Raw genomic sequence first — 24,066 nt, 5'->3', positions numbered from 1 at the left:
TTTCTATACCATCCAGTTTTAGTAATTGGCCCGAGCGATAAACCCAAAGCTGCGTGGCTGGGTGACGTAGGCATACCATGCCCCGTTGCCACTCATGCCCCCCCCTTGGGAAAGCTGGCTGATCCGCCGTTCATCCGTGGCGTTGTTGACAAAGCCCTGGAAGTCCCACCGTCCTGAATGGTCACGGAAGCCAAAGTTGAGGTTGAGCGTGCCATAAGCCTGCACCCAGCCGTAAGACGAGTTGTTGGCGCTGGTGTTCATTCTGGTGTTGTAGTTGTAACTGCCACCCACGTAGCCATCAATGCTGGAGCGGAATGCTCGCCCGACAGAATGTGAGTACTGCACGGCGGCAGATAACGCCCAGCGCGGCACAAACGGGACCTGTGTATGGTTCATGCTCCATGCACCCGTCGTAATGATTTCCGGCGGGGCCCCCGTGGAATACTCCAGAAACTGCGCATCGTTATAAGACGCGGACAAGGAAGTAATCAGATTAACAATAGGGCTGTAGTGGATATCCGCCTCCGCCCCACGGACCCGCACCTTGGGTGCACTGCTCAGATAGGAAACCAGCGCCCCCTGATAGACATGTGTCGCACTCACCTGATAATTATGGTCATTTGTCTGGTAGAGTGCCCCGCTGACCAGCAGCCGGTTATCAAGGAGGGATGCCTTGGACCCCACCTCGAACGCATCATCCGTTTCCTTACCCACGTTTGGCGTAGCACCAGCCGTGCGCTGGCTGGCGCTAAAACTGGTCAGATTCAAGCCCCCAGACTTGCCGCCACGAGCATAACGCGCATACACGATGACATTGTCTGTCAGCTTGTAATTCACTACGAACTGGCCCGTTACAAACCCGTTATCAGTATGCGCACCGTAATCGGCGGTGCCGTTACTGCCGTAAGTATTCCAGATTGCGTTCGCCACATCCGGACGTATACCGGCGGAATTATACCCCGAAGGCCACTCCTGCCACTGGGAAAAACTCCCTGTTTTTGCCGCATAGTTATAGCGTACACCCGTTACAATATCGATCTTGGGGTGCACATGCCACGTACCGTTGACATAGGCTGCGTAGTAGTTGGTAGTCGGCTGGTCATAACCGCGTACATTATAGCCATTCAAAACATTGTTGGCTTGTGCGGTTGTCACAGGGTAGACGCCACTTGAGGTTTGCACACTAGAGATGCCACCAGGCATGCCGTAGCCTGCCCACTCGGCCATCTGGTCACCGTAAGCCTGATCACTATACACGCGGTTTTCCTGCCACATGTAAAACGCACCTACCCGGTAGTCGAGCAGCTTGCCCAGCGCGCTTGAAAAACGGAATTCCTGCGTAAACTGGTTCTGGTTAACCTTGGCGTTCGCCTGCGTGACAGCGTTGATCCCGTTGAGATCACCATCGTTCGACGGCCACCAGTTCCACCACCGGTACGCCGTAATAGACGACAGCGTAAAGTTGTTATGATGCCAGTCAATATGCCCCGAAAGACCTATATCTTCCTGCTCCGCAGTCGCTCTGGAGTTACGGTCAACCGTATAACCATTGCTGACATCTGGGATATAACCCGTCCAGCCACTCCGCTGCGCCAGAGACCCACCAAACAAGGCCTGACCATCCGAACGTGTGGTGGAACTTTTGACCAGCCCCGGGTTGCAGCAATTCTCACGCAGGTGGGAGTAATCGCCGATAATGCGCACGCTGATCTCATCTGTTGGCCGAGCCAGCACCTGCGCACGGAAGGCGCGACTGGTCTGCCCCCCCGTATCCCCGCCGCCATCAAGGTTTTTGACCCAGCCATCATAACCATAGCCCAGACCACTGAGCCTGATAGCAAGCTTATCCTTGATAATGGGGGTTGTAACACCCAGATTCCAGCGGCTGTAATTGAAGTTACCAACGCCCGCCTCGCCATACACGTGGCGTGTATGCAGGTCCGGCGCTGCGGTCGTGAGAGAAATCGCACCAGCCGTTGTCACCATACCGCCCTCCGTTCCCGACGGACCACGCAGCACGGTAATACCATTCATATCCGGCAGGTCCGTCAGAGTCGTACCCGGACGGGAGCGGTAGACATCATCCACATACACAGCCACCCCGCCTTCTATCCCGTCCGTGGCGGCTGTACCTGCCGCCCCCAGACCACGGATATTGATTGTTGTGTTACGCGGGTTGGAAATGTTCAACTGCACAGTTGGCAGCAGCCGGGTTGCCTGAGGGAGTGCTGTAATGTGCTCCGCCTTGAGCTCCTTGGCATCAATGCGCGTGCTGGCCTGCGGCACTTTTTGCAGCTCATGTGTTTCACGGTCAATATTATGGGCAGCTCTGCGCGTTGCCGCCACAGAGACGGAAATCTCTTCCGCCTTGGCCTGAAGAGGCTTTGAAGCCTGCGTAGAGGACGGCTTTGCCTGCGCTCGCCCGGCAGCCCGCGCCTGAGATCGCTGCACATGGTGGTGTGCGCCATGGCTTGACGGAACATTGCCCGTATTTTGCGCAAGAACCTGCTCGGCCATGCCGCCTTCCGCCACCAGAGCAAAAGCTATCAGTAAGGTTCTTCCTGAAGACAGCATCTTATTCACTATTCTAATGCGTTGTTAATTCCTAATGTCCAATATTCACGACGTGAAATGTTTTTACAAACTCATTTTATCGTTGTTTGATTTATTCAATCAACTTTTAACGCATATGTGTCTTTTGTACCATTATTTTTTGTGGTTATGCGCCCCATATCACATCAGCCACCTTAGAAAGGGGGCGAATCTCTCGCCCAAAACTATGGATATTTTTATTTAATTCCAATATGTTATTTTGTCTTAAATACCATCTGAACGCTTCAAGTCGCATGACAAAAAGTCAGGGATTATATCCACTTTAATTATCGGTGGTTTTTTGTGGGATAAAAAAATGATCATTCTTCTCCATACAAACTACGATCCAAAATGATTATTTGCCGCTTTACAGAGACAACGCTAGAATCCATGGGCTTTGAGATGTTGCTTCAGGCTGGCCTTCAAGACACAGGCCATCTTTTAATTGATCATGATAATCCTTGAAAAAATCATGAAGTTTTTTCGACATATACTCAATACGCGCAGACTGCGATTGATGGCTGAAAATATTGGTCGTCTCACGCGGGTCATCCCGCAGATCATACAGTTCGTGACCAAAAATCCGGTTTTTGAAAGGAAAGCGCAAAACCAGCTTGTACTGGTCGCAAACAATCATACGGGCATTACCATATTCACAAATAACGTCTTGCCGGACGGGTGCGTCGGACAATCCCCGTAAATGGGACAGATACGAGCGTCCGGGAGAGTTGATCTTTTGCTTTGTAAGGTCATCAAGCTGCACATCTGCCACATCCAGCAACGTAGCAAACAGGTCACAATGATTGACGGCCAGTGCGCTTGTCACATTGCTTCCAACACCACCATCTGGCCATGCTATGGTGCAAGGCACCCGTATGGACTCCTCAAAGAAATTCTGAGGAATGGTAGCATTTCCTTTCTCCCATATTCCGTGGTGCCCGGCATTAAGACCATGGTCACTGGTGTAAACCACACATGTATTGTCCAGCTTGCCCGCCGCATCCAGCCAGTCGAGTATTTTCCCCATTTCCCGATCAATGGAGGACGCTGCCGCATAATACTGACGGAGCTTGTCTGCCTCAACTTCCGGCCTGTTACTGACAGGGCATTGTGTAACCCCATGAACCGGTAGAAAATTCTCTTTGGGAATATCGCAAAATGTTGCGTGTTCATACTCGGCCAGCAGTTCTGCTGGCATGGAACGATGCGGGCTATGCGTATCTGTAAACCCGACAAACAGAAAAAAAGGCTCCTTCCCTCCCTCCAGTAAAAAACGCTGTGCCTGTGCGCTTAACAAGGGCGCCTGAAAACCTTCGGCCATTACGTGCTGGCCCTGATCGGAAAAATTTTGTGTGCCCGCATGTGGGTACTGACTAACCCAATAGCTAAACCAGAAATCAAACCCTTTGTGGGGCACGCGCTCAGCGCCACAATGCCACTTGCCAACCAGACCTGTCCTATACCCTGCCGCCTGCAACAGTTCGGGCAATATAATCTCCCCCTGTAGCCACGGATATTTATAGGCAGCCTGCCGTTCTTCTATCCAGTCATGAATCCCGTGTTGCGATGGCATCCGTCCTGTAAAAAAACTTGCGCGTGCGGGCGAACAGACGGGAGAGGTCGTGTAAGCGTTTGTCAACTTGACACCCTGCTGAGCAAGCCGCTGCATGGTCGGCGTTTTGACTTCCGAGTTTCCATACGCCTGTTGCAGCCAGCGCCCATGATCGTCCGAGAGAAACACAAGAATATTAGGGCGCTCACGCGGCAGGGTCGGCACCTGCTCCCCGGTTGCGAAGACCTGACCATAGGGCGTGGCCATACAGCCTGCCAAACCACCCGCCGCCTTTAAAAGCTTGCGCCTGCGCATCGCCCCTCCCCATCAAAAAAAGCGTTGTGTGCAGCCTTTTATCGTGCTGCCCACAACGCCCCGTTATCAGATAAAAACATATTCGCCGGACTGGGATTATTCTGCTGGCGCCACAGTGCTTACAAAACCATCTACACCGACAGGGACTTCGCCTTCTATGGTGCTCCGCCGCAGCAGGCGTGGCTCATCACCAAAATCGTTGACCGCTCTATGCTGGGTTGCCTGGTTATCCCAGATCGCCACATCTCCCACCTTCCATTGCCAACGCACGGTATTGTCCACATTGGTAATATGATCCTGAAAAAATTCCAGAATAGTGCGACTGTCCCGCTGGGACAGACCAACGAATTTTTTGACAAAATGCCCAAGAAGCAACGTACGCTCCCCGGTTACAGGATGGATGCGCACAACCGGATGTTCTGTTTCAAACTGTGTGGCTGTAAAAACCCGACGATATTCCAACGCCTCCGGGGAGGAGGCTACACGATGCGACACAGCATAATCGTAAGCATTGCTATGTATGGCCCGGAGATTATCAGCAAAGATTTTGAGCGGAGCAGGCAGTGTTTCATACGCCAGTGTGGTATTTGCCCACACGGTGTCTCCCCCCACAGGGGGCACAACGACACCGCGTAAAATCGTTACCTTGGGATAGTTTGGAACAAAAGTGACATCACTATGCCAGCTATCTGCCCGGTTGCCACGCTTGCTGTCGATGGACAAAATTGCGCTGGTTCCATCCGCAGATGGAACCGTCGGATGCGGAACAGGTGTGCCAAACAGACTGGCAAATTTTTCCTGCTCCTGATCGTTCAGATGTACCTGCCCACGAATGAAAATAACCTTATGTTTGTGCAGAAGCACCTTGAGTTCGGCAAAGATTTGCGGATCAAGATCGCCAGACAGCCTGATACCGCTGACTTCTGCTCCCAGAGCCCCTGCAATCGGGCGCACCTGAAGTTCAGACAGACCGGACGAACCAAGCGTTTTTATAGAAGTTTCAGACATGCTTTTACCCCTTACCAGACGTCAGATACTGAACAGTGTTAAGTCGTTACGATGTTTTCCACCGTAAAAAATGCGTCTCGACCAGAACAAGAGCCGCATTTGTTACGTATCCCACCACAGAAAGAACGAGGATTGCGGCGTACATACCCGGCAGATCAAAGTCGAGTTGAGCCGCATTGATCACGTAACCAAGGCCCGCTCTGGAGCCGACCATTTCCGCAGCGACAAGGACCAGAAGCCCGGCTGCCGCAGCAAGACGAATTCCCGTAAAAATAGATGGAAGAGACGCGGGAATGACAATTTTTACGAACAGTTTTCCACCCGACAGCCCCATGGAGCGACCTGCCTTGATCCATAACGGATCAACACCTCTCAAACCGTTCATGGTGCCGAGCAGAATGGGCCAGAGTGCTGCGTAAAACACCATGGCAATCTTGGAAGTTTCTCCTATACCCAGCATCAGTGTAAACACGGGCAAAAGAGCAAGGGCGGACGTATTACGCAGCACTTCCACAACGGGGCCTATAAAAGTATTCAGGCTGCGCGATGCCTCCAGAGCAAGCCCCAGCGGGACACCAACGAGCAATGCAAAGAACAGTCCCGGCACCGCACGTCCCAGACTGGCCACAACATGCTGGACGAGATAACCCGTTGCAAAACCATGATAGACATCAGCTATAACAACCGAGAACGGTGGCAAAAAGAGCGGGTTGACGGCTCCCGTGCGTGACAGGAGCTCCCACACGCATACCAAAGCGAGCAAAGCCGCACTCCTGCTCGCAACCCGTGCAGGAACACCTAGCCTCAACCTGATGCGTAAAGACCGTGACGAAGGAGTTCGGGCGTACCCATCTGTTACCGATGCGCTCATTGTGCCTGCTCCCCCTTCATCATGCGACTGCCCGCGTTACCGCATCCGGTTGAGACAGAACTGCACGGATATAGCGGCGCAATTCTCCATATTCAGGGTGTGTGCGTATTTCATCCACGGCCGCGTCGGGCTGAAATGGCAGTTGCACAACATCCACAATACGACCGGGCGCACGCCCCATAATGGCCACACGCTGGCCAAGGGAAAGCGCTTCATCAATATCATGCGTAATAAAGATAATGGTCATGTTGTGACGACGCCACAAACGGCGCAGTTCCGCCTGTAATCCCTCTCGGGTCTGGGCATCAAGTGCGCCAAAAGGTTCATCCATCAACAACACTTCTGGCTCAAGGGAAAGACTGCGCGCAATAGCGACACGCTGCTTCATCCCGCCTGAAAGCTGGTGCGGATAGCGATCTGCGGCATCCTCCAGACCGACCAGCGCCAGAACACGCCGGACCCGCTCCAACTGCGCGCGACGTGGCACCCCTGCGGCGCTCAGCGCAAAGGCGATATTGTCAAATACTGTTTTCCACGGAAAAAGGGCGTAGTTCTGAAAAACGACACTGCGCTCCGGTCCGGGCTTTGTCACAGCCCGCCCATCCAACACAATACGACCATCTGTTGGCAGGCTCAGCCCGGCGGCAAGGTCCAGAAGTGTGGATTTTCCACACCCGCTAGGCCCAACAATAACAAGAAATTCTCCTTCAAAAACATCAAGATGAATGTCTTTGAGCACCAGATGTCCTGCGGCATTACCCCCAGCCCTGCGAGAACTCGGATAGCTTTTGCTCAGATGCTCAAAGCCGAGCCTGATCGGTCTGGTTGCCTGTGAGGTCATTGTTAATTTAACTCCATTGAATAGTTGTTTCATAACTACATCAATAAAATTAGTTGAATTAAATTTCGTGATATAGTCAAGTCGTTTTTTAGAGTTATTAACTTTACGGAATAGTGGAATGTCGAACTCCCTCACCCGCCGAAGTTTTATACTGGGAGCGACTACATCCCTGGGTCTGCTTGCCTCTCTACCAGCCACTCATCCGGCTACAGCAAGCCTGCGGGACTCCGGCCGCGCTGACTGCCTGCGTTATCAGGGGCTGGCGGGTATCGTTCTTTACCCCGAACTGGCTGACGCACTGGGTTATATGGCTCCGCTAAAGCTGGAATGGGTCGGAAACACGACCAGTGGTCCGCAGGACCTTCAGGCCGCCACAACCGGAGACACAGATTTTGGCGAGGCTTTTAACGGCGCCATCATGAAGCTGATCGCAGCGGGTGCCGCGGTTAAGGCTGTGCTTGCTTATGGCGGAGCGGACAAGCTGACTTCTGGTGGCATATTTGTACGCAAAGCCTCCTCTCTCCGAACTCCCAGAGACCTGATTGGCAAAACGATTGGGGTTAATACGCTCATGGCTGAGCATGAGTGCTTTATTGAGCAGTATCTTCAAGCCAATGGCCTGACAGATGCAGAAATCCGCAGCATCATTCTGGTTGCCATTCCACCTGTTGTCGCAGAGCAGGCACTACGGCATGGGCGGGTGGACTCGGTTGTACTCTCCAACGTGTTCCGGGAAGTTGCCCTGCAACACAATGACCTACTGGAACTTACGACAGAATATGCACTGTATGGCGCGGGCAACACTGACAGCATTATCCTGCGTAACAGTTACATGGAGGCGTGGCCGCAAAGTGCGCGCCACTTTACCGAGGCAACAGCTCGCGCCATCAGCTGGGCGCAGACAACGCCTCCGGATAATGTCCGAAAATTCCTGATACATATTATAAAAAACAGGAATCGTGGCGAAAGCACCCTCCCTGCCCGGTCTTGGCGCTCCACCAGCGTAGTGACGCGTGGTGGTTATATTCGACCTGAGGATTTTGCGCGTTTCCAGCCCTGGTACGCCTGGCGGGGAGACACCCGCACAGCGTCCCTTCCCGCAGGCACATTTTACACCAACGCCTTCAACCCGGAGCAGGGCACACAGGTGGTTACCCCCCTGTAGCCCAATGCACCGCCACTCCTTGCTCTGACTTTTCTTCCGTTTTCATGAAAGTACTTTCCATGGTTTTTCGTTTCAAATCCCTTCAGCAACTGGCAGCCCTGACTGCTACGGCTCTCAGCACGCTGGCTTTGCCCGCATCTCCCGTGCAGGCCTCCCCCAGCGTCTTTCCTACCGGTGTGACACGGTATAATCCGCAAAAAGCTTACAACAGCTTTATCCTGTTTTCGGGGAGTGACGGGCACACACACCTGATCGACATGAATGGTCATGAAGTCCACCAATGGGAAAAATCCGGCTTTCCCGCTAAATATGTTGATCCATCACTCGTCCATAACCAGAAAGGCATTGTGGGCCTCCAGCTTTCGGAAATTCCCGGAGATGGAACCCACAAAATTCCCGGTGCGATTGCCGGTTTCCGTAACCGGACATTCGGATACGTTGACTGGTCCGGCAAGACGCTATGGGAGTGGGGACATCAGGCCCCTGACGGCAATGCCCGCCAGCACCATGACTGGGTCCGACTGGAAGACGGGGGCACCCTGCTACTGGCCAACCAGAACCGATCCATTCCCGGCGGGGCCAAACCTGTTCTGGACGATGTGATCTACGACATTGGTCCAGACGGACACCTGCGCTGGACATGGAAAGCAGGCGACCACCTGATCGAGTTTGGTTTTACACCAGCACAACTCGCATTGGTGCTACATGCCGAAAACCCCGACTATCTTCATTTCAACGACATGCAGCGCCTTGGGCCAAACCACTGGAACCGCGATGGGGACAAACGCTTTGCTCCTGACAACATTATTGTAGATTCGCGGGAAGCCAATTTTATTGCCATTATAGACCCTCACACAAACAAAGTTGTCTGGCGTCTTGGCCCCAACCTGCCGCCCCGTGGACGTAAAGACCTAGTTGCCCCTTTCCCGGTCGATCAGTTTGTTGGTCAGCATGACGCGCATCTGATCGCCGAAGGCCTGCCTGGAGCAGGCAATGTGCTGGTCTTCGATAATCAGGGGGAAGCCGGGTATCCGGCTCGCCCGTTACAGGTTGCTGGTGGGTCGCGCATTCTGGAAATTAATCCGCTTACCCAACAGGTTGTCTGGTCCTATACGGGGCAGAATTCCGGTGGTGCTCCCTGGAGTTTTTACAGCAGCTTTATCAGCTCCGTAGACCGTCTGCCCAATGGCAATACCCTGATTGATGAAGGCATGAACGGCAGATTTTTCCAGATTACCCCATCTGGGGAAATCGTCTGGGAATATGTCTCCCCCTATACCGGAGAAGCCCCAACCACAGGCGAAGGCCACCCCACACAGTCAAACTGGGTCTATCGCATTCAGCCCGTACCCTACGACTGGGCGCCAGATGGAACACCTCACACTGAAACAGCTCTGGCAGTGCCCCCTGCGCCCTGAACCTGCCGCATAACAGAACAACACCGCACGTCACACACAATGCCAAAGGACAATAATACCTATGTTTAACGCCAGAAAAATGGGGCTTTTGCTGGCTTCAACACTCTTTTTTTCAGTATCGCACCTCCGGGCCGAGCCCGCTCCGGCATGGCCAGAAGACATACGGCCAGCCAAAGGAGCACCCAACATTGTTGTTATACTGGTTGATGACGTGTCCTTTGGCGCAACAGAGCTGTTTGGCGGCCCCATCGCCACGCCAAATTTCAAGGCGTTAAGCGAACATGGTGTGAAATATAATAATTTCCATGTGAATGCGCTGTGCGCGCCCTCACGCGCATCCTTGCTGACCGGGTATAACGACCATCAGGTCGGATTTGGCACCATTACCGAAGCAGCCGCGCCTTATCCGGGCTATAACACCATCCTTCCTTCCGCCGTGACGCCTGTTGCCGCCGTGCTGAAGGCTGGCGGATATAGCACCGCAGCATTTGGCAAATGGCACAACACACCATACTGGCAGGTCGACCCGACTGGCCCCTATGATTTATGGCCCACGGGACGCTGGGGGTTTGAGCATTTCTATGGTTTTCTGGCCGCAGCTGACAGCCAGTATTATCCACGCCTCTACCGCGACCATACCCCGGTGGAAACGCCCCAAACACCCGATCAGGGCTACCATTTTACGATTGACATTACAAATGACGCCATAAACTGGCTGCATACTCATGATGCGCTGGAACACGACAAACCGTTTTTCATCTATTACGCAACAGGTGCTACCCACGAACCACATCAGGTGCCACACCAGTGGGTGGAAAAATACAAAGGCAGGTTTGATCAGGGGTGGGATGTCCTGCGCCAGCAGGTATTTGAACGCCAGAAAGCGCTTGGCGTCATTCCCGCCAACGCAAAGCTGACTCCCCGCCCCGCTGGCCTGCCTGCATGGGATTCACTTGATCCAGACCAGAAAAAACTCGTGGCGCACCAGATGGAAGTCTATGCTGCCTTTGCAGAACAGACAGACCACGAGATTGGCCGACTGCTTGCCGCGATCCGTGATGAGGGACAGGCCGACAACACTCTCGTACTGGAAATCTTCGGGGACAACGGCGGCAGCGCGGAAGGTGGGCCTCTGGGCCACGATGCAAAAAACGCGGATGGCACAACGCCTTCGGTCAAGGATCGCCTGAAAATAGCCGACGCACTGGGCAGCGAGCACTACCTTAACCATTATGCAGCAGCATGGGCATGGGCTCTGACGGCCCCATTCCAAGGCACCAAGCAGGATGCCTCCCATCTGGGCGGCACAACAGATCCACTGGTTATTTCATGGCCAGCCCGCTTCCCACAGGCGAAGGGGCTGCGCTCCCAGTTCAGCCATCTGGTCGATATTGCACCAACTCTTTATGAGGCCGCACACATAACACCTCCAACCATCACAGACAGTGTTGCCCAGTGGCCTTTGGAAGGCACAAGCCTGCTCTACACGCTGGACCAGCCCAATGCTCCATCGCGCCACCACATCCAGTATTTTGCCACAAATGGAAACCGCAGCATTTACGCCAACGGCTGGTGGGCTGGCATTCTTGCCCAGCAGACATGGGAGAGCCCCAATGGTAGCGCCTATCTGACACAAGGCCAGCATGACACCCACCAATGGGAATTGTACAACCTGAACGACGATTACAGTCAGGCATCTGACCTGGCGGCACATTACCCGGAAAAACTAAAAGAACTTCAGGCTCTCTTCGACAAAGAAGCCAAGCGCAATCAGGTTGATCCGCTACGTCCGGGTATTGCCGGTCTCTATCCTGTGGGGGCTGCTGGTGGGCAGAAGGTCTTTACCTATCGCACAGGCACAAGCCGTATCGACCAATGGCATGCACCCCATCTGGCAAGCGGACACTACACTCTTGCCGCTGATGTAGATGTGCCTGCCCATGGCGGTAATGGTGTTGTTTTTGCCGATGGCGGGCTAAATGGCGGTGTTGTATTGTTTGTCCAAAACCACCACCTTGTCTATCAGGCCAACAGCAACGGTTACACTGTAGGCAAAATCCTGTCAGAAAATGTTCTGACCCCTGGAAAGCACCATATTGTTGTTACGGTGGAGCCCGCAGACACGGGCACAACGGCCCCACACTCCAAGAACCTGATCTGGTTGGGCAGCCACAAACCTGTTCCCGGGAATGTCACAATCAGCCTTGATGGCAAGGTCAGCAAAAAAACACATTTTGACAGCGTGGCAGTCCAAATGTCCGAAACGCTGGACATCGGCCAGGATATGGGATCGGCTGTAAGTGCAGATTATACCGCACCTGCCACATTCTCCGGCACGGTTGAAAAACTTGTTGTCTCAGAAACCCCCTGAGACAACGCAGAGGGGAGAGAGATTTTTCCCTCCCCTCTCCATACCAGCACTCATATACACGGATTACCCGGCATGGCTTTGAATAGAAGTTGACCAGCCGGGCTACGAAACATGGCAGATGGATATTCCTTGGTTTCGGGCACAAATCCATTACCGTACGTCTCCAGCATATGCTGGTCCAGAACCGCACTGAGTTCCCTGAACCTGTCCTGCGCATCAGGATTCTGCGCCAGAGTATGGACCTGATGCGGGTCCTGCCGCAGGTCATACAGGTCCTCTGCCGGTTTCGGCAGCCAGAATGCCGATTGCGTCTGGTCAAATCGCCCCACCAGCCATTCCGCCTGCCAGGACTGGTAAGGACGCCCCATCCATTCGTAACTGTTGTGCTGACCATAAATACGGTGCGGCATATAATTGCGAATATAGCGGTAATGCCCATCCGTTACTGTACGCATCAGGTCATAACCTTCATCCATACGGTTGCGCCCGCTAAAAGCATAATGCCGTGGCGTTATAGGGGCAGACCCAAATATGACCTGCCCCTGCATGATCCGTGGCACATCTAGCCCGGCAAGGATCAGGGTAGTCGAAGGCATATCCACAAGACTGACCGGGTCCTGACTAGACTACCCTAGCGATAATCCGTAAACACATTGTTGGTGCAGTAATATCCACCAGCACGCATATATTGCGACAAAGTCTGGATATAACTGGCAACCTTTGCAACAGAACGCATATTTTCCGCCGGAGCCCAACTCTGTAGCGATATCCCGGTCAACATGGAAAAACGCGAAGGTGAACAGACCGGTATTGTGGCATAGGCTTTGTCAAAACGGATGCCAGTATGCGCCATCTGGTCAATTGCAGGGGTTACGACAAGAGCGTTGCCATAACACCCAAGTAACGGGACATGAAGATCGTGGCACACAATCCATACAATGTCAGGCCGCGGCTGTGCATGAGCCATTGCCTCACGTGGGGCATGAAGCAGAGCAGATAGCACAACACCGCCAGAGAAAGCCTGCCTTCTGGAGAAGGTATGCATACGATTTAGGTGTTTCCCTGAAAATACGCGCAAAATAACGATTTTTATCTGTGACTTTCATCTTTACCATGGATATTAAATACGATAGATTTCGATTCAATGAGTTATTAACTATAATTTATAGTGAGATAAACATGATCTCCTTCACAACGCCGAATCGCCGCGGTTTTATGACACTTGCCACCAGCGCGGGACTGGCATCGCTCTTCGCGCCCAAATTTTTGCACGCACAGGTGCCACCAGCCGTTCCTCCCCTCCCTCCTTTTGCGGAAGCTAGTCGTCAGGCATGGATTTTTACAGTTCCATTAGTGGAAATGGCTCTTGCCCGTACAAAAATGTTAAAAACCACTTTGCCCAACACCTTTCTTCACAAACGCATTTTAAGTGACTGGCAGGATCGGTTTATTACCACCCCAAATAATGATACGCTTTATTCAATTGCGTGGCTGGACCTTGCCGCAGGGCCTGTACAGCTGCAATTGCCTCCTACGAGGGACAGATATATCTCTGCGGCACTGATTGATACGTACACAAATAACGTCGCCATCCTTGGAAGCCGCACGACAGGGAATGACGGAGGGTCCTTCACCATTATAGGGCCGGAGCAAAGCTCCCACTCTCCAACCGACATCCGTTCGCCCACACGCTGGGCCTGCCTACTCATCCGCACTCTTGTCAACGGTCATCAGGACCTGTCCGCCGCGCATGATGTTCAGGACCGTATTGTCCTGCAAGCACCGTCTGTTGCAAAGCCACCGGCGCTTACCATCGACCGCAACGCTCCGTGGCAGGATTATTTTTCTGCAGCGCAAAGCCTATTAGCCGAATCACCTGCTTTTGCAACAGACGAAGCCCTTTTACAAAAAATTGCACCATTGGGGCTGTCCGCAAATCATCGTTTTGACCCCAATAGTTTTTCTGACGCGCAAGCCGCTGAAATCCGCCTTGGTCTGGATCATGCAAAATCTGACCTAGCAAATCGCAGCACGCTCGGCACTGCACAGAATGGATGGTTCTGGCCCAAACCCGACCTCGGCGATTTTAAGCAGGATTACCTTTACCGCGCTCAGGTCGCGGTTGGCGGCCTGCTGGCGCTGCCAAATGACGAAGCATTGTATCTTGTCGCAGCTCTGACACCAGAACAACAGGCATGCCCTGCAGGCAAATCTCTTCTGCTCCACTTCTCCGCAGGGCAATTGCCACCCGTTAATGCATTTTGGTCTCTCAGCCTTTACGAAGCAACGCCCGAACACCAGTATTTTTTCACACGTAATCCCATAAATCGATATGCGATCGGAGACAGAACTCCCGGTCTGATAAAAAATACCGATGGCAGTCTGGATATCATCATTTCCCGGCAAAAACCGGCAAATCCGAAACAAAGTGCTAACTGGCTGCCTGCTCCGCCCCATGCGCCTTTCGGCCTGTTCCTGCGCACCTACATGCCACAACAAACATTGCTGAATCACACGTGGACTGTGCCAACACTGCAACTTGTTGATACCCCGTAACTGTATCAGTGAGAATCAAGACATTGGAGTGTGACCGCCACCAAAGCCGGAACCCGCACCGCCAATGGGTCGGCGTCAAACACGGTAACCCCTCCATAAAAAGAGTGGCTTTTGAGTGAGAATTTTCTCAGCGTATGGAATGAGAAGATTCTGATGAAGAGTGATCGTTTTACTGACGCCCAGATCATGGGCGCAATCCTGTTACGATCAGTGAAAAGAGGGGGGCTTTCAGTTCTGGTCCTTCGACAGATAGAACTCGACGGGCACGGTCAGGGTGACGGGATCCCCCGCGACACTGTCCGGCGGGATGGGCAAAGGCTGAGCGCGTTTAGGCAGAGCCACTGCCTCCTGATCGAGCAGAGCATGACCGGAAGAGCTGGCGAGGGTGACCGAAAGCACATGGCCCTTACGGTCCATGGAGAACGTCACAGTCGGCACGCCTTCCTGATGATCGGCCATTGCGTCGGACGGATAGCGCTTGAACTTCTCAAGCTGCGCCAGTAACGCGCCCTGCCATGTGACCGGGTCGTGCGACGCCTTGGAGGACGACACACCGGGAGCCGGGGCTGCCTGTGCGGGAGCCGGTGGCGCTTCGGAAGATGGCGGTGCTGTTGTCGCCTCGGCTGGTGGTGTCTTGTCCGGGATCGGCTTTTTGAGCATGGGCACCGGCTTGTGCTTCTTGACCAGTTTCTTTGGCTTTTCGGGCTTGGGCACCGGGATTGGCGGATTGGGTGCGGGTGACGGTGGCGCCGTGATCTTTGGCGGTTCGACCGGGGCCGGATCGGGAATGGACTGGGTCTGCTGCGGCCCCGGTGGCAGATCGGTGGGCGGGGTTGGTGTGGAGACCGGTTCCGGAGCCATGTCGATGGCGATCGCGGCCGGAGGCGGTTCAGGCACAGCCATCACCGGCGGCGGCAGCCGCATGATCCACCAGACCGCCCCACCACTGACGGCGAGCACGGCGAGAAACGACAGGCTCCACCTTATCGTGTCCTCACGCATGGACTGCCGCAACTGCCCCCGTTGCCAGTCGGCAAAGGACAAGGGGGGACTTTCAACAGCTTCACCCTGCCCCTGCACCATGTCTGTGGTACTGCTCACGGCGTTATTCCAGATGTGGCAGAAGCTGCATTGCCGGGCGGCACGGGCGTTGAACCTGCTTCACTGCCTTCTTCCTGCCCTTGCAAGTTAACGAGCGCGACCTTGAGGTAGCCAGCGGACCGCAATTTATCCATCACGCCCATCAGCGTGCCGTAATCGACCGTCTTGTCGGCGCGCAGGAAGATGCGTTCGTCCTTGTTTCCTTTTGTCGCGGTTTCCAATGCGCCCGCCAGACCGTCCATGGTGGTATCGTTTTCGCCGAGCGCCAGACCGTGATCGGCCTTGACGGTGAGGAACACCGGATCATCCGGACGCGGCGTCGGCTTCTCGGAGGAAGACGGCAGGTCCACCGGCACGTTCACCGTCGTCAGCGGGGCCGTGACCATGAAGATCACAAGCAGGACCAGCATCACGTCGATGAACGGCGTGACGTTGATTTCGCTCGCCTCATGCGGGTTCTCATCGGTATGACGGATGCGGATCATGCCGCTTACTCCCCCGCCACCGAACGGCTGTCACGGGAGACACCAAACCGCACGACCTGTCCGCTGGCGGTCAGCGCCTGCATGCGGCCCAGATCACGCGAAACAAGACGCATCACCAGCGCGGTGAGGTCGGCCACCTGAGCCCGGCACGAGGCGGTCTGGCGGGCGAGATGGTTGTAGATCACCACGGCCGGGATAGCCGCCACCAGCCCAAGGGCTGTTGCCAGAAGCGCCTCGGCGATACCGGGAGCCACCACGGCAAGGCTGGTCGCCTTGCTGGCCGCGATACCGGTAAAGGACGTCATGATCCCCCAGACCGTGCCGAACAGGCCGATGAAGGGCGAGGTCGCGCCAATGGTGGCCAACACGCCTGTGCCGCGCATAAGCCTACGACCTTCAGCGGCTTCCAGCCGTTCAAGGTGCAGGACGATGCGCTCCTTCAGCCCCTCGCTGTCGTCGGGAATGTCGGCTGAGCGCTTGCGTTCGGTCTCGGCGGCCATGACCAGCGTATGGGCGATGCCGTTCTGACGGGTAACCTCCTCGCCAAGATCCAGCGTATTGGCCTGCTCCAGCGTCTGCTCGGCTTTTGTCAGCTTCATCCGCACACGCAGCAGTTCGGCTGATTTGGCGATGAAGATCGTCCATGTCAGCAGCGAAGCCACGCCCAGCAGGATCATCACACAACGGACCACCGGGCCAGCGTTGAGGAACATCTCCCAGGGAGAGAAAGGCAGAGAATTCATGAAAAACTCCTTGAACCGATCGAAAAGAAAGAAGGACGCCAGGCCAGCAGCAACGAGACTGCGAGCGCCGCAGCAGAGATCAGCCCGATCCAGAGTAGCGTTCCGAATCCCCCACCCTCGTACCAGATCAAAAGCAGGAGGCACCCCGCCAAAATCCCAGCAGCGGGCATGCGCCGTTGAGCTTTTTCTCTGGGCGAGAGTGACACATGTCCGATCCTGCGCCGTTGTGTGTCCTGACTGAGCGCGAGAAGCAGTAGTCCGATGAACAGCGCCAGCGCGACCATCGGAAGGAACAACACATCAATCATACGCCGTCTCCCGCGCGCGGCGCGCAAGACTGCTACCTGTCCAGAATGCCACCCCACCACCGAGCAGCAGCAGTGTGTCCATCCCTGCCACCGGCCAGAGATACCGAAGCAAGAACGTGCGCCAGAGCGGATCGCTGGTCGTCAGCCAGTTGAGCAGCACCGCGCCGAGCGCAAAGCCACCAACCGTCAGGCTCTGCTCGATCCAGACCCGGCGAGGTCGCAACCAGCCATGTGCGAAAGTTGCAAGCCAGACAAAATAGAACGCCCAGACCTCCAGCGCCGCGCGATCGTATCCCGCGAAATTGACCCCGAGCGGTAGCAAACGGTTGGCGACGAAGAACGCCAGCGTAGCAATGACAATGCCCGTCACCGACCCGGCAGCCATCCCCTCCACCAGACGGAATCCAAACGCCACACCCTGTTTCCTGCGCCGCGCGTTCAGCCAGAAGAAGAACCCGGTCGCGATCATCACGCAGCTTCCCAGCCCACTGGCAAAATACAGCCAACGCAGCGGCCAATTCTGAAACCGGATCAAATGCAGACCGGTTAGAAAACGCTCAGTCCTTGCGATCGGACGTAGAGGAGGCTGGCGCGAAAGCAGATGCCCATCAGTTGGATCAAAAACAAGCTTGTCTGCCAAGAACACCACCTGGTTTCTGTCGCTTCGTAAAACGCGTATCCGGGACGCAGAGGTTCCCGGATTGAAGACAATGATTGATTCAGGAAAATCGTGTCCCCACACTGACCGAGCCTTTACCGCAATCTCATCCAGCGAGGTGAACGGCACCACTAATTTTTCAGAGGGAGTTGGAAGCGAAACCTTTATATCTTCGTCGCTACAGGCCCGTTCATGCGGGCAGACAGCATGTGTACCGGACGGAAAATAAACCGCCCCGAAAATGACCAGACCAGAGAAAGTAAGAGCGATATGAAAAGGCAGGCCCAAGACACCTGCAACATTATGCAGGTCAAGCAGCATTCGCCCCGGCTTCTTCTCCGGACGGAAAGTAAAAAAATCCACGAAAATCTTTCGATGGATAACAATACCGGAAACGCACAGAACCAGCATGGCCATACCGGCAAGCCCGACCAGCCACTCACCAAGCCTGAACCGAAGCGAATAGTGGAAAGGGTAGATGAAACCCGACGCACCGAGCGTACCAGGATCAGGAAGATCACGGCCTGTCGAAGGATTGACATCATGATTATGAAATCTGGCCCCGACACGCAGCCGGATATGCAATACCGGGTCGCGTTCGTTCGGGAGAGTGATTGCCCAGAAGGACGCCTTTAATCTACTCGCCTCCTCAAGCGACGATCGGAAGGCGTCGAACGAAAGCGCATGATCGGACGACACCATACGCGTAGCCGGCTTCATCCAGAGATCAATTTCCTTATCAAAGACCGACAGCGTGCCCATCCAGAAAATTGCGAACAGGACGCCACCCAACACGAGACCCGCCCATGTATGCAGCCAACCCATGGAGCGACGAAAATCCGGCTCCATGTCAGCTTCCCGAACCGGAGTAAAAAGCCGTTATATATCCGACAGCAATCATCAGCATGAAAACGAAGCATGGACGCCAGAGGGCACCGACTGCGAACACCCAAAGAATCAGTATCAGATACAGAACGAAAACAAGCATTGTTCCCAGTGCGACAGCTTCGCTTCGTCTCATACCCGCCACCACACTGAGGGTACAGAACGAGCCAAATGCTCCGGAGGCGGCTAAATAGCCACCGCCAACTGCGAAAGCAGTCCGCAAGATAACTCCAGAAGAACTGCGCATATCAGAAGTCCGCTGACACCGCGAAACGGAATGTGCGTGGCGCTCCCAACGTCAGATTGTAATATCCACCACTATTCCAGTAGCGCTTATTTGTTACGTTATCGACATTAAAAAACAGGGTAATCTTGCCGACCTCTGACGCCGGATTAGGCATCGCATAACGCGCCCCCATATCCAGCCTGACCCAGCCAGGAATGCTCCTGCGCGGAGAGGGATTTTCGATATATTGCGAGCTTGTATAGATAATATCCGTGTTTACTGAAAACCCCTTTATAAAATGAACCGAATAATCAAGCCCCATGTTGAAATTGACGGGCGACGCGTCAGATGCCCGCTGCCCATCATAAAGGCCGCCTTGCGTCTTCTTCAGAACTGGATCCAGCAGCATCAGTCCTCCCGTGGCATGAAGTCCGTGTACAATCTCACCAGCAATATTGAGCTCCAATCCGCGGTTTCTCTGCTCGCCGTTCAATGACATGATATTGGTCGTAACATCGTAAACCGTGCTTGGTTGAGAAATCTGGAATACATCAAATGTCAGAATGAACTTCTTCAGGTCTACTTTTACGCCAAGTTCATATTGTGTGGATTTATATGGCGGAAATATCTGTCCCGCATTGGCATAGGACCTCCCGACAGTGCTTCCCTGCTGAATGCCCTGTATCCAGTTCCCATAAACCGAGACATTTTTCAGTGGCTTGAACACCGCCATCACTGCCGGACTTAGTGCCGTCTTATCATAACTACTTGTTTTAAGCCCTGTCGTGGTATTAAAATTCGAAGACTGAACACGCTGGACCCGGAGGCCAGCTGTAATTTGGATACGTTTCTCAAGCGCTGAAACTGTATCTGCAAAAGCCAGACTGGACAGGGTTGAAGAAGAGTAACGGGGAAGATCTCGTGCTACCGAAATATCCGGATTAGGAATATACGATCTTGTATATATATTAACCGGAGATCCCGTTCCCGCGAACCCCCACGCCTCATCACTAATGGTGTCATAACGATTGGCCGAGAATGCAAGATTCTGCACAATCGGGCCAGTCTCGACCTTGGCGCGTGCACCTAAATCTGCCGTAATATAACGCTCATATTCGGCAGTAGCCAGAATCCGGGACGCGGTTGCATTCCCATTCTCATCAAACACTGTCACACTCGCCGGATATACTCCTTCGAACGTTGAGTCGTGTACGCCAACACTACCATAAGCCGTGACATTGTGAAAAAGATCAACTTCTCCTTTAAAAACTCCGAAAATATCTTCGCCTCTATTATAACTCCAAGATGGACCCATATTGCGTTGGACTTTTCCCGTATCAGGCACAGGAATTCCGCTTTCTAAAGAAAAATAAGGTAATACACCGTTGATTTCGCGGTACTGATAGCCAAAATCGGCTGACAGACGCACCTTATGTAACCGTAGATCAACGCCAGCACCAACAAGAGCCGTCTTGAGGTCGCTACGTGCCACAGCCGTTGGGCCTGAACGGATCATGCCATTCAGGCGGACACCAAGCTGCTTCTCCTTGCCGAAGCGTCTTCCAACATCGGCATGGCCACCAAACTGTAGATTAGACGTGTAATCAGCCTCTACCTGAGTCATCGCCTTGTCATGAGCGCGTTTAGGAACAATATTGACAGTCCCACCAATCGCCCCATCTGGAGACATTCCATTCATCAAAGCGCTTGGACCTCTCAGCACTTCCACGCGCTCTGCAAGTTCCGACAATACGGATGTAGCCGACAGCATTCCGTAAAGACCCGCAAAAGACATACCGCTACTTGAAAGAGAAAATCCCCGGATCATCATCTGCTCCTGTCCGGGTGAACCCGTCGCCCACGTTCCTCTGATCGAAGGATCATCTTTCAATGCGTCACGAATATTCCTTATCTGCCGACTCTGGATAAACTCCGCTGTATAGCTGGTTGTACTGAACGGCGTGTCCATCACATCCTTATTGCCCAGCATCCCTAGCTGGCTACCACGTGCGATTTCGCCACCAGGAAGGGTTGGAGGCAGATTTCCAATCACCGCCGTGGACGGTACACGGTTCTGGATTACGCCACCAACACGCACCGGGCCGAGCATAATGGCGGAGGATGCCGGAATGATCTTTTCAGCATGCGCGCTCGTTTGCACATGCGTCAGTTCGGTGCCTTGCAGAAGCCGGGAAAGGGCCTCGGACGGTGCAAAACTACCGTGGAGGCCGGTAGTTGTTTTGCCAGCCAACATTGGTGCTTGTGACGTCAGTGGGATATGAGCCTGCGTACTGAATGTCACGAGTGCGTCTGAGAGAGAGCCGGCAGGAATATCGAAATTAACCGTCAGGTCGGCAGAGTGGGACGTAGATAACGTGCCAGTTTGATTGCCGGACGTTCTATTCTGATAAACTGAACTCTGAGCAATAGCCTTTGTGACAAACAGTGGCGTGAATATAGTTGTTCCTGCCAGGATCAGGAACGAGGTCGCTACGGTTTGCAATGGGCTCTGCTTGGTGAGCACAGAAATCTGTACGACGACATCCCTTGCAGCGAGCTTTTCCTTCCTGCGCGAGGATGTCTTACCTAACGACGACAGTTTGGAGACGGTAGGCACGCCCATAGGCGCCGATGATCGTGTGCCAGAAGTCAAAAAATCTCTAAAAGAGTCCATCGTCGCTGCGCTCTCCATTCCGTCCAATCATTACGCCAGTTAATGCAATTCATTCGCATTATTTGTTCTCGATTAGACAGATGCGGGAGCGCTGCGATTTTTCCCTCCAACGACAGATTTTTTTTACGAAAGGGATGAAAAATCACGACATCCAACTGAAATTATTATCTTTTTATATCCCTCTTTTTTTTGACATGGATAAAGCCCAACCGGACACGATCCGCGTCAGGATGAAACACGCCCTGAAACTATCATCATTACCGATCAGAGATCTGACCACTCTGGAGAGTGCGATGCGCGTAGCCACACATTGGGCGCATACATGATCGATATCTGGCATCTACTCAGATATGAGGGAGACAGAAACCGGCGGCGGAAAGAGGCGAGTAGGAGTTCGTCAGCGTGCCCTGACGATATCGATCCAGGATGACAGTGAAGACACTTGACCACCATAGGCTTCAACGATCAGGCGCAATGACGCTTCCGGTTGCCGCAGATCGTATGTCCCGGTGACCCGTTTTTTCGCAAGTTCGCTGTCAGCAAGAACGATCCGTGTTGCTGTCCACGGACGCAAAGCATCGATTAGAGCAGCAACAGTCTGATCACGGGCGATCAGCGTCCCATCACGCCAGACACCAATGGTCGCAGCAGGTGCGGTTCCAGCGATGGCAGTCGCACCCGATACCTGCTCCCATTCGCCCGCATGCAGATTCCGTTCGATGATGCCGGATTGAGTGGAGGCCACATGGACCTCGCCTTCCCGCACAGCGATCGTTGTCCCATCACCGTCTATCCGAACATCGAAAACCGTCCCAACATCGGTGGCTGTGACAGTGCCGGCCGTCACGCTAAACGGCCGCGCAGGGTCATGGCGGACATCGAACAGAGCCTCCCCCTGCAGCAGACGGACCCGGCGCTCTGAAGCATTGATCGTAAGGGATACGGCCGCACGCGGACCGAGTATGATCTCACTGCCATCCGCGAGGCGGATATCGCGCGTCTGAGCCGCCGGCGCATAATGATCAGCGCTCAGTTGCACGAGCATATCCGGGGGCACGAAAGCGAACGCGGCACAAGCCGCCGCAAGAGCCAGTGCACAACCCGGTAGAAACCGACGGGCAACGCGGTGCGCTTCCATACGCCAGACCGGCGTGACGGAGGTGGAAGTCGGCATGTGAAGAGTGCGCGGAACCGCCGCCATGACGGAGGCCGTTACATTCATGTCCTCCCACGCCCGAGCATGCGCCGGGTCACTCGCCAACCATTCAGCGAGTCGGCGTTTCAGATCCTCGTCATCCGGATCTTCCCGAAGAAACAGATACCAGCCTGCCGCAGCCTGCGCCGGCGTCTTCCGTTCAGTCATGACAAGCAAAGCCTCCCGGAACGCACGACGATAGACACCCTGATCTCGCACCTGGAGCAGAAATCGAAGGACCACCTACTTTAATAGATGCGCGGCGAAAGATTTTTTTCCGTCGGATTCGAGACCACACGCGACGTTATCGTCCTTCCTTGCGGACACGGTCGCAGATCACCATGCCTTCCTCGATAAGGCCATGGACACGTGTCATGGAAAGTCCCAGACGTGTGCCGACTTCCCGCAGCTTCCTTCCTTCGAAATGATACATGCGGATAGCCTGCCGCTGACGTTCGTCCGGCAAAGCCTCAATTGCGTCCACGATGCGTTGCATCGTCTCACGAGAAGCTGCGCTTTCTTCTGGCGAAACCTGCCCGTCTGCCAGTCCGGCTGTCACGATCTCGAAATCCGTACCAGCCGTGGCTTCCAGTGCCAGCCTGCGCCCACGGGTAATCACCAAATTGCGCACCATGGTGCGAAGGTAATTCAGCGGAGCGGCGATCGTTTCGATCTGCTGTCGGCTGAACAAGAGCCAGACGTCCTGCACGATATCCTCGGCAACCGCCTGATCGCCCGAAAGTCGGGTCGCATAAGACAGAAGACTGGCTCGATGGGTCTGATAAAGTTCCAGCGATGTGCATGCACGGTTCAACGCAAGGCCCCCTCCAGAGGGTCAGATCCTCGTCCGTCCGATACGAAGTTGCGACCAATTCTCAAGTGGATGCCACAAATCGGCCTGGTTCGCAACCGGATCAGAAATGCGTCAGCATCGGCTTGGACTTGTAACGGTTTTGTGCCGGTTGACTGAGCGTTTACAGCGTTCAACAGGCTGACGGTTGCGTCGGGCGGACAAACGAAAACCCCAGCCCGTTTCCGGACTGGGGTTCGTGATGCGTTGGCATCGCAAGTTCAGATGGTTGCGGGGGCAGGATTTGAACCT

At 54.2% G+C, this 24,066-nt stretch carries 20 protein-coding genes; 4 read left to right on the top strand and 16 right to left on the bottom strand.

Annotation, left to right across the window (positions count from 1 at the left end; all coding sequences use genetic code 11):
• Positions 1–18: 18 nt before the first annotated feature.
• The 5 genes from HNR55_RS15560 to HNR55_RS15540 form a co-directional block, all read right to left on the bottom strand.
• Positions 19–2,574 carry a TonB-dependent receptor gene (locus HNR55_RS15560; RefSeq protein WP_242005646.1) on the bottom strand — a complete coding sequence of 852 codons (2,556 nt, stop codon included), beginning with the start codon at positions 2,572–2,574 and terminating at the stop codon, positions 19–21.
• Between the two features lie 385 nt (positions 2,575–2,959).
• Complete coding sequence (locus HNR55_RS15555) at positions 2,960–4,459, bottom strand: sulfatase-like hydrolase/transferase (RefSeq protein ID WP_166116881.1); 1,500 nt, start codon at positions 4,457–4,459, stop codon at positions 2,960–2,962.
• 96 nt (positions 4,460–4,555) lie between these two features.
• Positions 4,556–5,467, bottom strand: a complete 912-nt coding sequence (locus tag HNR55_RS15550) for a TauD/TfdA dioxygenase family protein (protein ID WP_166116879.1) — start codon at positions 5,465–5,467, stop codon at positions 4,556–4,558.
• A 46-nt stretch (positions 5,468–5,513) separates the two neighbouring features.
• Positions 5,514–6,230 carry an ABC transporter permease gene (locus HNR55_RS15545; RefSeq protein WP_166116877.1) on the bottom strand — a complete coding sequence of 239 codons (717 nt, stop codon included), beginning with the start codon at positions 6,228–6,230 and terminating at the stop codon, positions 5,514–5,516.
• Between the two features lie 127 nt (positions 6,231–6,357).
• Positions 6,358–7,179, bottom strand: a complete 822-nt coding sequence (locus HNR55_RS15540; RefSeq protein ID WP_166116875.1) for an ABC transporter ATP-binding protein — start codon at positions 7,177–7,179, stop codon at positions 6,358–6,360.
• 118 nt (positions 7,180–7,297) lie between these two features.
• Between HNR55_RS15540 and HNR55_RS15535 the strand changes: the two genes are divergently transcribed.
• From HNR55_RS15535 to HNR55_RS15525, 3 genes are all read left to right on the top strand, one after another.
• A complete protein-coding gene (locus HNR55_RS15535) occupies positions 7,298–8,344 on the top strand; it encodes an ABC transporter substrate-binding protein (protein ID WP_166116873.1) in 1,047 nt (348 codons plus the stop codon).
• A gap of 59 nt (positions 8,345–8,403) precedes the next feature.
• A complete protein-coding gene (locus HNR55_RS15530) occupies positions 8,404–9,762 on the top strand; it encodes an aryl-sulfate sulfotransferase (RefSeq protein WP_166116871.1) in 1,359 nt (452 codons plus the stop codon).
• 61 nt (positions 9,763–9,823) lie between these two features.
• Positions 9,824–12,133: an arylsulfatase gene (locus tag HNR55_RS15525; RefSeq protein WP_166116869.1), complete on the top strand. Its 2,310-nt coding sequence runs from the start codon at positions 9,824–9,826 to the stop codon at positions 12,131–12,133.
• Positions 12,134–12,183: 50 nt separating this feature from the next.
• Here the strand turns inward: HNR55_RS15525 and HNR55_RS17100 are convergent, their stop codons facing one another.
• Together HNR55_RS17100 and HNR55_RS17095 are read right to left on the bottom strand one after the other, a co-directional pair.
• Complete coding sequence (locus HNR55_RS17100) at positions 12,184–12,735, bottom strand: alkaline phosphatase family protein (RefSeq protein WP_242005645.1); 552 nt, start codon at positions 12,733–12,735, stop codon at positions 12,184–12,186.
• Positions 12,736–12,764: 29 nt separating this feature from the next.
• Positions 12,765–13,100 carry a sulfatase-like hydrolase/transferase gene (locus HNR55_RS17095; RefSeq protein ID WP_242005647.1) on the bottom strand — a complete coding sequence of 112 codons (336 nt, stop codon included), beginning with the start codon at positions 13,098–13,100 and terminating at the stop codon, positions 12,765–12,767.
• Between the two features lie 212 nt (positions 13,101–13,312).
• Between HNR55_RS17095 and HNR55_RS15515 the strand changes: the two genes are divergently transcribed.
• Positions 13,313–14,689: a DUF1254 domain-containing protein gene (locus tag HNR55_RS15515; protein ID WP_166116867.1), complete on the top strand. Its 1,377-nt coding sequence runs from the start codon at positions 13,313–13,315 to the stop codon at positions 14,687–14,689.
• A 228-nt stretch (positions 14,690–14,917) separates the two neighbouring features.
• On the opposite strand, the gene HNR55_RS15510 is transcribed toward HNR55_RS15515, so the two are convergent.
• The 9 genes from HNR55_RS15510 to HNR55_RS15475 form a co-directional block, all read right to left on the bottom strand.
• Complete coding sequence (locus HNR55_RS15510; RefSeq protein WP_373318154.1) at positions 14,918–15,790, bottom strand: energy transducer TonB family protein; 873 nt, start codon at positions 15,788–15,790, stop codon at positions 14,918–14,920.
• A complete protein-coding gene (exbD, locus tag HNR55_RS15505) occupies positions 15,787–16,275 on the bottom strand; it encodes a TonB system transport protein ExbD (protein ID WP_166116865.1) in 489 nt (162 codons plus the stop codon). Before exbD ends, HNR55_RS15510 begins: the two co-directional genes overlap by 4 nt.
• Positions 16,276–16,280: 5 nt before the next feature.
• On the bottom strand, positions 16,281–17,018 hold the full coding sequence (gene exbB, locus HNR55_RS15500; RefSeq protein WP_166116863.1) for a tonB-system energizer ExbB: 738 nt from the start codon (positions 17,016–17,018) through the stop codon (positions 16,281–16,283).
• Complete coding sequence (locus HNR55_RS15495; RefSeq protein WP_166116861.1) at positions 17,015–17,326, bottom strand: DUF3325 family protein; 312 nt, start codon at positions 17,324–17,326, stop codon at positions 17,015–17,017. The genes exbB and HNR55_RS15495 overlap by 4 nt, the downstream gene beginning before the upstream one ends.
• Positions 17,319–18,833 (bottom strand): PepSY-associated TM helix domain-containing protein, encoded by a 1,515-nt coding sequence (locus HNR55_RS15490; protein WP_242005644.1) that lies wholly within the window; start codon positions 18,831–18,833, stop codon positions 17,319–17,321. Before HNR55_RS15490 ends, HNR55_RS15495 begins: the two co-directional genes overlap by 8 nt.
• A 1-nt stretch (position 18,834) precedes the next feature.
• Entirely contained in the window at positions 18,835–19,116 is a 282-nt protein-coding gene (locus tag HNR55_RS16815; RefSeq protein WP_166116860.1) for a hypothetical protein, read from the bottom strand.
• A gap of 1 nt (position 19,117) precedes the next feature.
• Positions 19,118–21,787: a TonB-dependent receptor gene (locus HNR55_RS15485; protein WP_242005643.1), complete on the bottom strand. Its 2,670-nt coding sequence runs from the start codon at positions 21,785–21,787 to the stop codon at positions 19,118–19,120.
• A gap of 379 nt (positions 21,788–22,166) precedes the next feature.
• The gene (locus HNR55_RS15480) at positions 22,167–23,132 is read right to left on the bottom strand and encodes a FecR family protein (RefSeq protein ID WP_166116858.1); all 966 of its coding nucleotides are present in this window, start codon (positions 23,130–23,132) and stop codon (positions 22,167–22,169) included.
• 136 nt (positions 23,133–23,268) lie between these two features.
• Positions 23,269–23,778, bottom strand: a complete 510-nt coding sequence (locus tag HNR55_RS15475) for an RNA polymerase sigma factor (protein WP_184382768.1) — start codon at positions 23,776–23,778, stop codon at positions 23,269–23,271.
• Positions 23,779–24,066 lie beyond the last annotated feature (288 nt).

Origin of the sequence: Acetobacter lovaniensis (genome assembly GCF_014207635.1) — a bacterium.
Taxonomy (GTDB): Bacteria; Pseudomonadota; Alphaproteobacteria; order Acetobacterales; family Acetobacteraceae; genus Acetobacter; species Acetobacter lovaniensis.
Note: the sequence above shows the minus strand (reverse complement) of the source record. Positions and strands in the feature narration are given on the sequence as shown.